Origin of the sequence: Uruburuella suis, from assembly GCF_022870845.1 — a bacterium.
Lineage (GTDB): Bacteria > Pseudomonadota > Gammaproteobacteria > Burkholderiales > Neisseriaceae > Neisseria > Neisseria suis.
Genome location: NZ_CP091507.1, coordinates 661,662 through 676,759 on the forward strand (window position 1 = coordinate 661,662; position 15,098 = coordinate 676,759).

Below are 15,098 nucleotides of genomic sequence, written 5' to 3' on the forward strand. Positions count from 1 at the left end.
CGGATACTCGTATCCGACGCTTGTGCGCAAGCGCAAGAATGTTTTTGTTTTGGCTGCTTGCGCCAAGCTTTCAGACGGCCTGTTTTCAGAAATAAAAGGTATACCGCAAAAGGCTTTGTTTTGCGTGTGGCCGCCATATCTCATCAACGGATTAAATATAAACACATGAATCATAAAAAATTATTGCCCGCCATATTGGCCGCTTTCTGCCTGCCCGCTTGGGCGGATACGCCGCCGCCTGAGCCGCGCACCGAGCCTGAGCTGCGTTTGCGCACGGCGCAGCCGCAGCGCTCTGATGCACAGCAAAGCGCCTTGGTCGAAGAGGCGCAGGCGCAAAGCCGTGTGGTGCAGGTGAATGCTGAAACGCTGCTGGCCAATCCGGAATTGCTCTCGCGCGCGATGGTGTCGGCGTTGGCGGCGCAAAATATCGCCGGCATCAAAGTGTTGCTGCCTATTTACACGCAATGGCCGCAACACGATGCCGGCTTGGCCAAATTCGCCCGTGCCACGGTGGCGCAGGCCGAAGGGCGCTCGGGCGAGGCGGTTAAGCTTTATCGCGAGCTGATTGCGGCCGAACCCGATTCATCGGCGGTGCGCATGCGGCTGGCGCAGGCCTTGTTTGAAGACCAGCAAAACGAAGCGGCGGCCGATCAGTTTGACCGTCTGCAAAGCGAGCCGCTGCCCGAAGCCGCGCGTGAAATGGTGGCGCAATATCGAGATGCCTTGCGCAAGCGCGATTCGTGGCAATTTTATGCCGGCATCAATGTGAGCCGCGAGCAAAACATCAATCAGGCGCCAAAGCAGCAGCGCTTGGGCGCTTATCTGAGCGAAGCGCAGTGCGAAGCGGTGCGCGCGCAGCCGGGTGGTGCTGATGACGATTGCTGGCGCGGCTGGACGTTTGATGCGCCGATTGATGCGTTGGGCATCAATTATCAGGCCGGGGTGGAGAAAAAATGGTCGCTCAGCGGCGGCTGGTATGCCAAAGCTTCGGCCGATGGTTATGGCAAATATTACCCTGATTACGGGCGCTATAACGACACCACCGTGCGCATTTCTGCCGGCGCGGGCTATGCCGACCAGCGCACCGATACCGGCCTGATGCCGTTTCACGAGCGGCGCATCTATGGCAACGATGCCTATAGCTACACCAACGGCGCACGCTTTTATTGGAACCGCTGGCACACGCCGCGCCTGCAGAGCCTCACCGCGCTGGAAATCGGCCGTCTGAAAAATATGCAGCGCGCGCGCAGCGATATCGACAGCCGCTTAGCCAGCGGCTCGTTGGTGTTTTATACCAATGCCCGCCAATATTGGCTGTGGGGCTTGGATTTTTATCAAGAGCGTAACGGCCATGCGCAGAGCGACAATTTCAACCGCTACGGCGGCCGCGCTGCGTGGGGGCAGGAATGGCCCAAAGGCATTTCCACCCGCGTGCAGGCGGGCTTGGCGCAGCGGCATTATCAAACGGCGAGTTTTTTCAGCGATGGGGAAAAACGGCGCGACACCGAGTGGAACACGTCATTATCGTTATGGCACCGCGCCCTGCATTTCGGCGGCATCACCCCGCGGCTCACCGTGGCTTATTACCGCAACAACAGCAACGATGCTTTTTATGAATACGACAAATTGCGCACTTTTATCGAATTCAACAAAACATTTTAATGCCCTGATATGCGGTATAATCGATTGCTTGATTGAAAAGGCCGTCTGAAACGGCTGCACGGAAAAATTATGGATATTGCACCGGATCCGGGCGCACGCCCCGGCGGCAGAGCGCTGTTGCGGCAAAACAGCATTTATCTGTTGCCCAATTCGTTTACCATTGCGGCTTTGTTTGCCGCCTTTTACGCCATCACCCAGGCAATGCACAACCAGTTTGAAACAGCGGCGATTGCGGTGTTTATTGCCATGCTGCTCGATGGTATGGATGGGCGCGTGGCGCGCTGGACCAACAGCCAAAGCGCTTTTGGCGAGCAGCTCGACAGCCTGGCCGATATGGTGAGCTTCGGCGTGGCGCCGGCTTTGATTGCCTATAAATGGCAGCTTTTCCAATTCGGCAAGCTGGGCTATTCGGTGGCGTTTATCTATTGCGCCTGCGCCGCTTTGCGCTTGGCTTTGTTCAACACCATGATAGGCAAGGTGGAGAAGCGCTGGTTTATCGGCATTCCCAGCCCCGCCGCCGCCGCGCTGATTGTGGGTATGATTTGGGTGAACCACAGCTACGAGCGCTTGCCGGCGGTGGAGTGGCTGTGTTTGCTGGTGACGCTGTTTGCCGGTTTGTCGATGGTGGTGCAGATTCCGTTTTGGAGCTTCAAAGAAATCAACGTGCGCCGCAAAGTGCCTTTTGTGGCGATGATTGCCGCCATGCTGGTGTTGCTGGTGGTGGCGATGGAACCCTCGCTGATTTTATTTTTGTTTTTCCTGGGCTATAGCTTGTCGGGCTATATTATGTTTGGCTGGCGCCGTCTCAAACGGCGGCAGCGGCAGGCAAAAGCCCAAAAATAAACCACAGCCGCTTTGCTGCAAAGCGGCTTTTTTGCTGTTTGAAACATGAGTTGCCTTGAAACATGAGTTTGCCCGATTTTTCAGGGTGGCCGTCTGAAAAAAGAAGCTGTGATATGTGGAATATAGAAATGATTTTGGTGATGCTGGCGGTGGGCAGCATTGCCGGCTTTATCGCCGGCCTGCTCGGCATCGGCGGCGGCATGATTATTGTGCCGGTGGTGTTGTGGGTGTTGCAGATGAAAGGGCTGGGCGGCATCGAGCATGCGCAGCATTTGGCGGTGGGCACATCGTTTGCGATTATGGTGTTTACCACGTTTTCCAGCGTGATGGCGCAGCAGCGCAAGGGCAGCGTGGATTGGGCGGTGGTGCGGCGCATGGCACCGGGCATGGTGGTGGGCGTGATGATTGGCTCGATGCTGGCCAAGCGCCTCTCGAATGAAGCCTTGCAGATATTTTTTATTGTGTTTGTGGTGCTGGTGGCGCTCAAAACCCTAACCGATGCCAAGCCCAAGCCCACGCGCAGCCTGCCGGGGCCGGCGGGGCTGGCGGCGGTGGGCTCGTTGTTTGGCATGGCTTCAAGCTGGGTGGGCATAGGCGGCGGCTCGCTGTCGGTGCCGTTTATGCTTTATTGCAATGTGCCCGTGCGCACTGCCGTGGGCACATCGGCGGGGCTGGCTTGGCCGATTGCCGTGGCCGGCGCCGTGGGCTATCTTTATTCGGGCTGGAATGTGGCCGGCCTGCCTGAGGGCACGTTGGGCTTTTGGTATTTGCCGGCGGTGGCGGTGTTGAGCGTGGCCACCATGCTGTTTGCGCCGCTGGGCGTGAAAGCGGCACACAAGCTGCCGCCGGAAAAGCTCAAGCTCGCTTTCGGCTTGTTGCTGCTGGTGATTGCCGCGCGCATGCTGTGGGGCTTGCTTGCTGCTTGAGTGTTTCAGGCATTTTTGCAAAAAGGCCGTCTGAAAGCGGCTTGAAAAAAGCGCGCCTGCAACCATTTGCCGGCTATCCACTTATTGATCGCAAGGAGCAAACCATGCTGAAAACCACCACGCCCTCGGTTGAGGGCAGAGAAATCGCCGCTTATCTGGATATTGTTGTGGGTGAAGCGATTTTAGGCTCTAATTTTTTTAAAGACATGCTCGGCTCCATCCGCGATGTGGTGGGCGGGCGCTCGGGCGCATACGAGCGCGAAATGCGTAAAGCGCGCGAAACCGCGTTTGCCGAAATGGAAGCGTATGCCAAAAAGCTCGGCGCCGATGCGGTGGTGGGCGTGGACATTGATTATGAGGTGATCGGCCAGAGCGGCTCGATGATGATGATGGTCAGCGTGAGCGGCACGGCCGTGAAATTAAAATAATGTTGTTTGAATAATCATTTAATCAACATGGAAACGCCGTTTGAATCTTTTCAGACGGCCTTTTTTCAGAGCCTCTTTAATTTTTAGGTTTGGGGTAATGCTTAGGGTCTGTTCACAATTCATCTCGTGGCAATCTTTTGGCTCAAAAACGCGCCTGCCGCGTTGAAAATGCTCGCAAGGTGTCCAACCTTGCTGTGCTTTTCGCCTTGCAAGCGCGCTTTTGCGCTCAAAATCTTACGCACGGATGAAATGTGAACAGACCCTAGGCAAGCTCGAAACTTATACCCATTCAAAAAAGTAAGCTGACAAGGCGGAAGCCTGCGACAGTACAGATAGTACGGCAAGGCGAGGCAACGAAGTTAGGTTATTTTTTTGGATTGGTATTATGCGTATGCATGCGTTGCGCTAACTGTACCTACAAACGTTCAGACGGCCTATTGATATGGCGGATTTTAAAATGTGTGGCGCATAAATTGCAGCAATTGCCACAGCGCCCAGCCGGCCACCAGCAGGCCGGCGGCCAGGCGGATGCTGCGGTGCTGCAAAAAGCTTTTCAATTGCCCCGCAAAAAAGCCCATCGCCAATAAATTGGGCAAAGTGCCCAGCGCAAAAGCCAGCATATAAAGGCCGCCTTGCGCGGCGCTGCCGCTGCCGAGTGCATAAAGCGAAGCGCTGTAAACCAGGCCGCAGGGCAGCCAGCCCCACAATAAGCCCACGCCGAAGCAGGCGGGCACCGACTGTATCGGCAAAAGCCTGCCCAAAAGCGGGTTTAAGCGCCGCCACACCGGCCGCCCCAAGCTTTCCACTTTGGTGGCAAGAGTGGAGAGGCCGGCCAGATAAAGCCCCAAAAAAAGCAGCAACACATTGGCCGCCACAAACAAACCGTTTTGCAGCCAGCGGGTTTGGTCGAGCGAAATGCCGATTTGGCCGAGCAGCCCTAAAAGCACGCCGATAGTGATGTAGCTGCTGATGCGGCCGGCGTTCAAAAGTACAATCAACCAAAAGCGCTTGATGTGCGGCGGCAATTGCAGGGCAAACGCGCTCGATAAGCCGCCGCACATGCCCACGCAATGGCCGCCGCCGAAAAAGCCGATCAGAAAAAGGGTAAGCAAAGTGATGTCGCCGCTCATGATGCCGTGCCGGAAAAAAGTAAGGGCATTGTAGCAATAATGCGGCGGGCGCGGCGGCATTTTGTAAAACAAGGTAATACTCTGCCCGCGCTGCTTGCCAAGCCTCATGGCCGATAAGATGATGCAAAGAGCCGGTGCGCCGGAATCGTTTAATTATCAGGAGTGGAAACCATGGGTTTGTTTAGCTTTATTAAAAATGCAGGCGAGAAGCTGTTTGGCAAAGATGAAAAAGAAGTGGCCGCGGCTGCCGCTGCGAATGTGGAAGATTTAAACAGCAAAGCTTCTGCCGCCATCCAAACATATATCGAAAAACAAAATCTGGGCCTCACCGGCTTGGCCGTGGCTTTTGACGGTGCCAGCGGCAAAGTTACCCTCAGCGGCTCGGCGCCCTCGCAAGAAGCGGCCGAAAAAGCCGTGTTGGCGGCCGGCAACGTTACCGGCGTGTCGGATGTGGACAACAAGCTGGTTTTCCCCGCTGCTGCCGAAGCGCGCTATCACGATGTGGTGAGCGGCGACACTTTGTCGGCCATTTCCAAAAAATACTATGGTGATGCCAATAAATACATGAAAATTTTTGAAGCCAACAAGCCGATGTTGAGCAACCCCGATAAGATTTATCCGGGTCAAAAATTGCGTATTCCCGAGTAATCAGCGGTTTAAGCGTTAATGAAATCAAGAGGCCGTCTGAATGTTTCAGACGGCCTTGTTGTATGTGCAATAACCATATTCGGGCGAATAGGGTGCCGGTTTGGCAGTTAAAATATTCAAGCTTGAATGGTTTGAAATATAAAGCGCCGAAAAGGCGCGGTGGCTTGATATTTAATGTTTTAAAAACTGTTTTTGGTATGGTATTTACATGCCTTTACGAAGTGCATTTTCCCGTTTTTTCCCCTAAGATTAGCACCATCTGCCACAACGGCTGCACCCCAAACGAGAGATGACCATGATCATGCAACAATCTGTAAAATTTCCCCTCGCCATCATGGCCGCCATGCTTTTGGCCGCCTGCTCGCCTGCCGAACAAAAAGCTGCCGCGCCGACAGCATCTGAGGCGGCACCGGCTGCGGCTGATGTGAAAAAAGTGGCGATTACCGCCATTGTGGAACATCCGGCGCTGGACAATGTGCGCCAAGGCGTGCTGGAAGAATTGAAAGCACAAGGCTTTGAAGAGGGCAAGAATCTGCAAGTCGATTTTCAAAGCGCGCAAGGCAGCACCGCCACCGCCGGCCAGATTGCCAAGAAATTTGCCGGTGACAAGCCCGATGTGATTGTGGCCATTGCCACGCCGAGCGCGCAATCGGTGGTGGCCGCCACCAAGTCGATTCCGGTGGTGTTTGCCGCCGTTACCGACCCTGTGGCCGCCAAGCTGGTGAGCAGCTGGGAAGCCTCCAAAACCAATGTCACCGGCGTGTCGGACGAGCTGCCGCTCTCGCCGCAAATCGATTTGATGAAAAAAATTGTGCCCACGCTCAAATCGGTGGGTTATGTGTATAGCCCCGGCGAAGTGAATTCCACCGTGGTGCTGGAGCAGCTGAAAACGGAATTGGGCAAGCAAGGCATCGAAGTGGCCGCCGCGCCGGCGCAACGCAGCGCCGATGTGCCCACAGCTGCCCGCAGCCTCAAAGGCAAAGCCGATTTGATTTATACCTCGCTCGATAATAATGTGGTGGCGGCTTATGAATCGCTTTATAAAGTGGCGGTGGAAAACAAGCTGCCGCTGGTGGCTTCCGACACCGATTCGGTCAAGCGCGGGGCGGTGGCGGCGCTGGGCGTGAATTATCGCGATATGGGCAAGAAAACCGGTGAAATCGTGGCGCGTATTTTGAAAGGCGAAGCGCCGGGCGATATTGCTCCCTCGCGCATGGATAAGCTGGATTTGATTGTGAGCAAGAAAAATGCCGCCGAAGAAGGGGTGACCTTGTCGGAAGAGGTGTTGAAAGAAGCGGCCGAAGTGCAGGAATAAGGCTGCGGCTGAGCTAGGATACCCTAGGCTTTGTTTGCGGCTTATCAAATGGCAAGTTTGTTTATGACTCAAATCTTGAGCGCAGATGAAAAGCAAACAGTGCCTCAGGCCGTCTGAAAGGTTTCAGACGGCCTATTTGATAAAACATATTAAATAACAAAATATCAACAATAAAAAGAAAGCATTATGTCTATCGAAGCTTTATTCGGCGCTTTTGAAAGCGGCCTGATTTATGCGCTGGTGGCGCTGGGGGTGCTGATTTCTTTCCGCATTCTCGATTTTCCCGATCTCACTGCCGATGGCAGCTTTCCGCTGGGCGGCGCGGTGGCGGCGGTGTGCATTGTCAACGGCATCAATCCGTGGCTGGCCTGCGCTGCGGGCATGGCTGCCGGCGCGTGCGCCGGTGTGGTGACGGCGTGGTTGCATGTGTCGTTGAAAATTTTGCAGCTTTTGGCCAGCATTTTGGTGATGGTGGCGCTTTATTCGGTCAACCTCAGAATCATGGGCGCGCCCAATGTGCCGCTGATCGGTGAGCAAACCGTGTTCACACCGTTTGTGGCTGCCGATTTCAGCAACCAATTTTGGGTGCAGCCGCTGATTATTTTGGGCTTTGTTATCGCCGCCAAGCTCTTGCTCGATTGGTTTTTCTCCACCGAAGCGGGTTTGAGCATGCGCGCCACAGGTGCCAACGGCCGCATGGCGCGCGCGCAAGGTGTGGGCACTTCTAAAATGATCATTATCGGCATGGCTCTGTCGAATGCGCTGATTGCCTTGGGCGGTGCGCTGTTTGTGCAAACCCAGGGCGGGGCGGATATTTCCATCGGCGTGGGCACGATTGTGATCGGTTTGGCGGCGGTGATTATCGGCGAAACCCTGCTGCCGAGCAAACGCATCTGGATGGTGGTGTTGTCCGTGATTGTCGGCGCGGTGCTCTACCGCCTCTTTATCGCGCTGGCGCTGGGCAGCGACACCTTGCGCGGTATCGGTTTCGGTCCGCAGGATTTAAACCTGCTCACTGCAATTTTGGTGGTGATCGCCTTGCGCATGCCTTATATCAAACGCTGGCTGCAAAGGAAAAAAACATCATGATGCGCGCCGAAAACCTCAAAATCACCTTCAACCCCGGCACGCCGATTGAAAACCCTGCTTTGCGCGGCATGAGCTTGAGCATTGCCGATGGCGAATTTGTGACCGTAATCGGCAGCAACGGCGCGGGCAAATCCACTTTTCTCAATGCCATCAGCGGCGATTTGGCGGTGGATAGCGGCATCATCTGCATCGACAACCAAGACGTTACCCGATTGCCTGCACACAAACGGGCCCATTTGGTGGCGCGCGTGTTTCAAGACCCGATGGCCGGCACTTGCGAAGCCTTGAGCATAGAAGAAAACATGGCTTTGGCGTATAAGCGCGGTCAAAAGCGCAGCTTGGGTTTGGCGCTCAACAAAAGCACACGCGAATTTTTCCGCGAAAAATTATCGCTGCTGAAGCTGGGGTTGGAAAACCGCCTCACCGACCGCATGGGGCTGCTTTCCGGCGGCCAGCGCCAGGCCGTGAGCCTGCTGATGGCCAGCCTGCAACCGAGCAAAATCCTGCTGCTCGATGAGCACACCGCCGCACTCGACCCGAAAACCGCCGCTTTTGTGCTGGATTTGACCGACCGCATCATCCATGAAAACAAACTCACCGCCATGATGGTGACCCACTCAATGCGCCAAGCGCTCGACCACGGCAGCCGCACGGTGATGCTGCACCAAGGGCAGGTGGTGCTGGATGTGCACGGCGATAAACGCGCGGGCATGGATGTGGCCGATTTGCTGGCTATGTTTGAGCAAACCCGTGGCGAAAAAGTGTCGGATGATGCTTTATTGTTGGGTTAGGGTTGAAAGCGTGGCAATGAAAGAGAATGAGGCCGTCTGAAAACCTATTTCAGACGGCCTCTTTCAGACGGCCTCTTATTGTTGTATTGCAGATGCGCACAGCCCGTGTATCGTTTAAAGCGAAGGCCGTCTGAAACCTTAATATTCGGGCTTGTTTGGGATTTGCAGCGGCGTTTGCATGGATGGCCGAGGCTAAGTGCTGCGCCTTCTTGCCGCCATATTGCGGCCGATTTCGGCCAGTTTTTGCGGCGGTATTTTTTGCTTGCCCAGCGCAAACAGGGCTTCTTCGATTTCTAAATGCACATCATAAGCGGCGGTGAAGCGGGCCAATATTTCGCCATCGGGCATGTGGCCGGCATGTTCGTGCAGTTTGTCGAATTCGGTTTGCACCGCCGCCCAGTTGGCATGTAGGTTTTCATGCTGGCGCAAAAGCTCGTCAATATCGGCTTTTGCTTCGGGCGCGTATTGCAGCAGCAGCGGGAAAAAATCGTTTTCTTCGTCTTGATGGTGCAAGGGCGCGGCCACGTTGAAATATTGGCTGATTTGGCGGATGGTTTGCAACACAATGTCGTTGCGGCCGTGTTCGGCGATATAGCCCGGAAGCAGCCGGGTTTGCCCGCAAAAGCGGCGCACTTTGTCGTGGCAGGCATAGAGCATTTCTATCGGCTCGGCAAAAGTGGTGCTGCGGGTGTCAAACGGATTGATCAGATTCATGATGCGGCTCCTAGGGTATCCTGACATTTCGATTTATGGGTGTATTTCGCCCCTGAAAACGCATCTGCTGCGTTAAAAAGCCTCGTAATAGCAATCCAAAAAAATAACCTGACTTCGTTGTCTCGCCTTGCCGTACTATCTTTACTGTCGCAGGCTCGCTGCCTTGTTAGCTTACTTTTTTGAATGGGTATAAGGTGTCCAACCTTGCTGTGTTTTTTGCCTTGCATCTGCACTTTCAGGAACAAAATCCCTCTCATAAAAACGAAATGTTAGGACGCCTTGGCGGCTTATGGTTTCAGACGGCCTTGGGTTTGTTTGCATTTCGTCCGCGAGTAAGGCTTTGAGCCGAATTGCTGCATGAAGAATGGTGCGCAGACGCCGGTTTTACAATCAACGAATCACGGTTACTTCATCGCCCAAATGCACTTGGCCGCTGTTGCGCGCAATCATATTGATGCCGAAGCAGGCCTTATGGGTGAGTGCGAGCGTGGCCAATGGTTGCTGCTGCGGGTGTTTTTGGCCGCTGTGCAAATCCACCGTGGTCATCACGCAGCGCACGCAAGGCTTGAAAAGCTCGAATTCGACGGCGCCGATGCGGATAATGCGCCAGCGGTCTTCTTCATAAGCTTCGCGGCCGTCTATCACCAAGTTGGGGCGGAAGCGGCGCATTTCCACCGCCTCTTCAAGCTGGCTGTTGAGCAGGGTAAGCGAGGCGTTGCTGGTGAGCAGATAAGGCGCGCCATCGGCAAATGAAAGCGGGGTTTGCGCAAACGAGAGCACGCGCCGGCTCGGGTTGCCGAGGTAATAAAGGCGGCAGGCCACGCCCAGCTGCTGCGAGAGCCATTCATCGGTGCTGCTGCTGCCGTGCCGGGCTTCGAAGCGATCTTTCCACACCGCCACTTCTGCCGCTTGGGTGAATTCATGGTGGTACACGCGGCGGCGGCTGCCGTCGGGCGCGGTAAGCGTGAGGCCGTCTGAATGCGGCTCTGCCTGCCACAGCAGCATATGCGGCAGCTTGCGCGCGGTGAGAAACATGCCGTCAGGCGTGGCCACCAGCCATTCGCGGTCGTGCGGCATGCCGGCGTGGCGGATATCGGCGGCTTCGGCGTTGAGGCCGCGCATGGATTTTACGGGATAATAAACGATTTCGGTCAGTTGCATGGCAAGCTTTCAGACGGCCTTGGGCAGATGGAATATCATAACGCAAAGTGTTTGGACGGGTAAGGCCGTCTGAACATTTCGGCCATAAAAAAGGCCTGCATCAGCAGGCCTTTGGCAGATTGGGTGTGGCTTAATCCACCAAATTCACGTTGCCGCGCATCATGGCGATGTGGCCGGGGAATGAGCAGAAAAACTCATATTTGTTGCCGGCTGCGAATTTGCTGGTGTCGATGGTGATGGAGGTTTCTTCGCCGCCGCCGATCAGTTTGGTGTGGGCAACAATGCGCGGATCATCGGCTTTAACAAAATCGTTGTCCACGCCGGCAGCGGCGCCTTCTTTATCCACGGCATCCACGTCTTCGGTTTTGGTGATCACGATGTTGTGACCCATGGCCGCTTTGGGCATTTTGCCGACGTGTTTCAGGGTGATGGTGAAGGTTTTGCAGGCTTTGCTGATGTTGATGTCGGCGGTGTCGAATTTCATGGCATCGTCTGAAGACACAACGGTAGAGCAGGCTTCATCCACGGCAGCGGCCGGTGCGGCTTCGGAGGCGGCCGCTGCAGAGGCTTCGGCAGCCGGAGCGGATGCGGTGGCAGAAGCGGCCGCCGGTGCGGTGTCGGCGGCAGGTTTTGCGGGCTCTTGCGAGCAGGCGCTCAGGGCGATAGCAGCTGTGGAAATCAGCGCCAAATATGCTTTCATGAAAAACTCCTTGTGATGAATGTTGCGGCACCATTAGGCGGCAAACTTGTTGAAGCTTGTGCCGAAGCGCCGTTTGTTGGTGTGTTCGTGCGCCATGCGCTCGAAACGTGTTGCACAGTATGCGGCGGATGAAGTGTGCAAACGTTGTGCTACATCAATGTTTATACACAAATTTATCGTGTTGGGCAAGAAATAATGATTTTAGATGAATGTTTTGCTATGGCTCGGCAGGCGGGTGAAACGTGGGCACGCCTTATTTGCGGTGGCGGCTCACCAAGCGTTGCAGCGCTTCGGCCAATTCGGGATGGTGTTGCAATTGTTGTGCGGAATCATCCAGCGTGTCGAGCGCCGTTTTGCTCAGGCGCAGGCGGTTTTCGCGCGGCGCGGCCGGCGGCTTGGGCACGATTTTGGTGCGCACTTCGATAATGCTGTGGTCGAGCTGCTGCACTTGCGCGAGCAGACCGGGCAGAATCATGCGCAGGCGGGAAGCGGCCATATTGTTGGCGGCCAAAAGGATTAAGCAGCCGTTGTCGATGCAGGCCGTCTGGAAATGGGGGCGCAGGTTGGCCGGCAAAATCTGCTTAACTTGCGCATCCAGCCGCTGCCAGTAATGCGCGCTGCGCAGCAAATTGGCCAAATGCGGATCTTGCTTGCCTAAATGATCGAGATTCATGGTTCAGACGGCCTTTGCAGAAAAGGAACGCGCTTGGCTTGAAATCGGCAAAACCATCGTTATATCTGACGGCATTGTCACCTTATCAAACGGCTTGTGTTAGAATTCGGGGTTAATTGCCTTCTTATTTTACCTCAGGCGCAGGGAATCATACATGCTTACTAATTTAGCCAAGAAAGTTTTTGGCAGCCGCAACGACCGTCTGCTCAAACAATATCGTAAAACCGTCGCTAAAATCAATGCTCGCGAAGCCGAGATCCAGGCGCTCAGCGATGAAGCGCTGCAAGCCAAAACCGCAGAATTCAAACAACGCCTGGCCAATGGCGCCACGCTCGAGAGCATGCTCGAAGAGGCTTTTGCCGTGTGCCGCGAAGCCAGCCGCCGTGTGTTGGGTATGCGCCATTTTGATGTGCAGCTGATTGGCGGCATGGTGCTGCATGAGGGCAAAATCGCCGAAATGCGCACCGGCGAGGGCAAAACGTTGGTGGCCACGCTGCCGGTGTATCTCAATGCGCTGGTCGGCAAAGGCGTGCATGTGGTAACGGTAAACGATTATCTGGCCGGGCGCGATGCGGGCATTATGGAGCCACTCTATAATTTTCTCGGCCTCAGCGTGGGTGTGATTGTGAGCGAGATGGAGCCTTTTTTCCGCCAAAGCGCCTACAATGCCGACATCACGTATGGCACCAACAACGAATTTGGCTTTGATTATCTGCGCGACAATATGGTAACCGACCAATACGACAAAGTGCAGCGCGCACTCACATTTGCCGTGGTGGATGAAGTGGATTCGATTCTGATCGACGAAGCACGCACGCCGCTGATTATTTCCGGCCAAGCCGATGACAACGTGCAGCTTTATCAAGTGATGAACACCGTGCCCGCCATGCTTGTGCGCCAGGAAACAGAAGAGGGCGAGGGCGATTATTGGGTGGATGAAAAAGCCCACACCGTGCTTTTGAGCGAGAGCGGTCATGAGCGCGCCGAAGAAATTCTGGTGCAAATGGGTTTGCTCAAAGAAGGCGATTCGCTTTATTCCACCGGCAACATCATGCTGATGCACCATTTAATGGCCGCCTTGCGCGCACACAGCCTGTTTCACAAAGACCAACACTATGTGATTCAAGACGGCGAAATCGTGATTGTGGATGAATTCACCGGTCGTCTGATGAGCGGGCGCCGCTGGTCGGAAGGCCTGCACCAGGCGGTAGAAGCCAAAGAAGGCGTGGACATCAAACGCGAAAACCAAACGCTGGCTTCCATCACCTTCCAAAACTACTTCCGCTTATATGACAAATTGGCCGGCATGACCGGCACGGCCGACACCGAAGCGTTTGAATTCCAAAGTATCTACGGCTTGGAAACCGTGATTATTCCCACCAACCGGCCGATGCAGCGCAAAGACGCCAACGACCAGATTTTCCGCACCGCCGAAGAAAAATACGAAGCCGTGGTGGCCGACATCAAGCGCTGCCATGAAGCCGGCCAGCCCGTGCTGGTGGGCACCACCAGCATTGAAAACTCAGAATTGGTGGCCAAGCTGCTGAATCAGCAAGGTTTGCCGCACAATGTGTTGAATGCCAAAGAGCACGAGCGCGAGGCTTTGATTGTGGCGCAAGCCGGCAAAGCGGGCATGATTACCGTGGCCACCAATATGGCCGGCCGCGGCACCGATATCGTGTTGGGTGGCAATGTGCAGCATCAAAGCCATGCCATCAATGCCGATGAGAGCCTCAGCGAAGAAGAAAAAGCCCGCCGCATTGCCGATTTGGAAAACGGCTGGGAAGCCGAGCATGAAAAAGTGCTGGCCGCCGGCGGCCTGCACATAATCGGCACCGAGCGCCACGAGAGCCGCCGTATCGACAACCAGCTGCGCGGCCGTGCCGGCCGCCAGGGCGACCCCGGCTCCAGCCGCTTTTATCTTTCATTTGAAGATCCGCTCTTGCGCCTGTTTGCGCTCGACCGCGCCGCCGCCATTCTCAACCGCTTGGCACCGGAGCGCGGCGTGGCCATCGAGCACGGCCTGCTCACCCGCCAAATCGAAGGCGCACAACGCAAAGTGGAAGGCCGCAACTTCGATATGCGCAAACAAGTGCTGGAATACGATGACGTGGCCAACGACCAGCGCAAAGTGATCTATCATCAGCGCAACGAAATCCTGACCAGCAAAGAAGTGACCGATTTGGCCAAAGACATCCGCGAAGAAGTGGTGGGCGACTTGGTTGATCTGCACATGCCGCCCGACAGCATGGAAGAGCAATGGGATCTGCCTGCATTGGAAGCGCAGCTTGCCGGCGAATTCAGAGTGCATGCCGATATCCAGGGCTGGCTGAAAGCAGAAAACACGCTGGATAACCAAGAAGTCAAAGCGCGCCTGATCGCCCAAGTGGAGCAGGAATATGCTGAAAAAGTGGCCGTGGTGGGCGAGCAAACCATGAGCGGCTTTGAGCGCAATGTGATGCTGCAAGTGATCGACAGCAACTGGCGCGAACATTTGGCGGCCATGGATTATCTGCGTCAAGGCATCCATCTGCGCGGCTACGCACAGAAAAATCCCAAGCAAGAATACAAGCGCGAAGCATTCGCCATGTTTGAAAGCCTGTGGAGCGGCATCAAACACAATATCGCCACGCTGCTGACTTCTGTGCAGATTGAGCGCAACGAAGATGCCGTGATGGAGCAAACGCCGGTAGAAATGCAGGCTGTGCACTCCGGTGCACCGGCGATGACCGATGTGTTGGGCGAATCGCGCACCGATTTGGCCACCGAAGCATTTGACCCGACCGGCAACGATTTCAGCCCCGAAACGCTGGCCGCCCAAGGCCGCTCGGTGCACCGCAATGATCCCTGCCCCTGCGGCAGCGGGTTGAAATACAAACATTGCCACGGCAAATTGTCTTGAGCTTCAGACGGCCTTGATGCCAAAAGCCCCATTTCGCAGAGTCTGCAGAATGGGGCTTTTTATGGCTGCCAAATTTAGGATGCCGTATAGAACAACGCAGTATGCGTTCCGCCACA

The 15,098-nt window shown here is 55.3% G+C and carries 14 protein-coding genes; 9 read left to right on the forward strand and 5 right to left on the reverse strand.

Going from position 1 to position 15,098, the window contains the following annotated elements; genetic code table 11:
* Positions 1 to 165 precede the first annotated feature (165 nt).
* The 4 genes from LVJ78_RS02890 (at position 166) to LVJ78_RS02905 (ending at position 3,859) form a co-directional block, all read left to right on the forward strand.
* Positions 166 to 1,662 carry a surface lipoprotein assembly modifier gene (locus LVJ78_RS02890; protein ID WP_132954568.1) on the forward strand — a complete coding sequence of 499 codons (1,497 nt, stop codon included), beginning with the start codon at positions 166 to 168 and terminating at the stop codon, positions 1,660 to 1,662.
* Between the two features lie 69 nt (positions 1,663 to 1,731).
* The gene (gene pssA, locus LVJ78_RS02895) at positions 1,732 to 2,505 is read left to right on the forward strand and encodes a CDP-diacylglycerol--serine O-phosphatidyltransferase (RefSeq protein ID WP_132954569.1); all 774 of its coding nucleotides are present in this window, start codon (positions 1,732 to 1,734) and stop codon (positions 2,503 to 2,505) included.
* Between the two features lie 113 nt (positions 2,506 to 2,618).
* The gene (locus tag LVJ78_RS02900) at positions 2,619 to 3,431 is read left to right on the forward strand and encodes a sulfite exporter TauE/SafE family protein (protein ID WP_132954570.1); all 813 of its coding nucleotides are present in this window, start codon (positions 2,619 to 2,621) and stop codon (positions 3,429 to 3,431) included.
* Positions 3,432 to 3,535: 104 nt separating this feature from the next.
* On the forward strand, positions 3,536 to 3,859 hold the full coding sequence (locus LVJ78_RS02905; protein WP_132954571.1) for a heavy metal-binding domain-containing protein: 324 nt from the start codon (positions 3,536 to 3,538) through the stop codon (positions 3,857 to 3,859).
* Positions 3,860 to 4,311: 452 nt separating this feature from the next.
* On the opposite strand, the gene LVJ78_RS02910 is transcribed toward LVJ78_RS02905, so the two are convergent.
* Positions 4,312 to 4,989, reverse strand: a complete 678-nt coding sequence (locus LVJ78_RS02910) for a sulfite exporter TauE/SafE family protein (RefSeq protein WP_132954572.1) — start codon at positions 4,987 to 4,989, stop codon at positions 4,312 to 4,314.
* Positions 4,990 to 5,160: 171 nt separating this feature from the next.
* Here LVJ78_RS02910 and lysM point away from each other — a divergent pair, with 171 nt between their 5' ends.
* From lysM to LVJ78_RS02930, 4 genes are all read left to right on the forward strand, one after another.
* Complete coding sequence (gene lysM, locus LVJ78_RS02915) at positions 5,161 to 5,637, forward strand: peptidoglycan-binding protein LysM (protein ID WP_132954573.1); 477 nt, start codon at positions 5,161 to 5,163, stop codon at positions 5,635 to 5,637.
* A 301-nt stretch (positions 5,638 to 5,938) separates the two neighbouring features.
* Positions 5,939 to 6,952 (forward strand): ABC transporter substrate-binding protein, encoded by a 1,014-nt coding sequence (locus tag LVJ78_RS02920; RefSeq protein WP_132954593.1) that lies wholly within the window; start codon positions 5,939 to 5,941, stop codon positions 6,950 to 6,952.
* Between the two features lie 186 nt (positions 6,953 to 7,138).
* Positions 7,139 to 8,041, forward strand: a complete 903-nt coding sequence (locus LVJ78_RS02925; RefSeq protein ID WP_132954574.1) for an ABC transporter permease — start codon at positions 7,139 to 7,141, stop codon at positions 8,039 to 8,041.
* The gene (locus tag LVJ78_RS02930) at positions 8,038 to 8,832 is read left to right on the forward strand and encodes an ABC transporter ATP-binding protein (RefSeq protein ID WP_132954575.1); all 795 of its coding nucleotides are present in this window, start codon (positions 8,038 to 8,040) and stop codon (positions 8,830 to 8,832) included. Before LVJ78_RS02925 ends, LVJ78_RS02930 begins: the two co-directional genes overlap by 4 nt.
* 192 nt (positions 8,833 to 9,024) lie before the next feature.
* On the opposite strand, the gene LVJ78_RS02935 is transcribed toward LVJ78_RS02930, so the two are convergent.
* The 4 genes from LVJ78_RS02935 to LVJ78_RS02950 all read right to left on the reverse strand — a co-directional run bounded on the left by LVJ78_RS02935 (position 9,025) and on the right by LVJ78_RS02950 (position 12,080).
* Positions 9,025 to 9,537: a hemerythrin domain-containing protein gene (locus tag LVJ78_RS02935; protein WP_132954594.1), complete on the reverse strand. Its 513-nt coding sequence runs from the start codon at positions 9,535 to 9,537 to the stop codon at positions 9,025 to 9,027.
* Between the two features lie 399 nt (positions 9,538 to 9,936).
* Positions 9,937 to 10,707 carry an MOSC domain-containing protein gene (locus tag LVJ78_RS02940; protein ID WP_132954576.1) on the reverse strand — a complete coding sequence of 257 codons (771 nt, stop codon included), beginning with the start codon at positions 10,705 to 10,707 and terminating at the stop codon, positions 9,937 to 9,939.
* A 130-nt stretch (positions 10,708 to 10,837) separates the two neighbouring features.
* Complete coding sequence (gene azu, locus LVJ78_RS02945; protein WP_132954577.1) at positions 10,838 to 11,407, reverse strand: azurin; 570 nt, start codon at positions 11,405 to 11,407, stop codon at positions 10,838 to 10,840.
* Between the two features lie 253 nt (positions 11,408 to 11,660).
* Positions 11,661 to 12,080 carry a DciA family protein gene (locus LVJ78_RS02950; RefSeq protein ID WP_132954578.1) on the reverse strand — a complete coding sequence of 140 codons (420 nt, stop codon included), beginning with the start codon at positions 12,078 to 12,080 and terminating at the stop codon, positions 11,661 to 11,663.
* A gap of 154 nt (positions 12,081 to 12,234) precedes the next feature.
* Between LVJ78_RS02950 and secA the strand changes: the two genes are divergently transcribed.
* The gene (gene secA / locus LVJ78_RS02955; protein ID WP_132954579.1) at positions 12,235 to 14,982 is read left to right on the forward strand and encodes a preprotein translocase subunit SecA; all 2,748 of its coding nucleotides are present in this window, start codon (positions 12,235 to 12,237) and stop codon (positions 14,980 to 14,982) included.
* Positions 14,983 to 15,098: the final 116 nt, after the last annotated feature.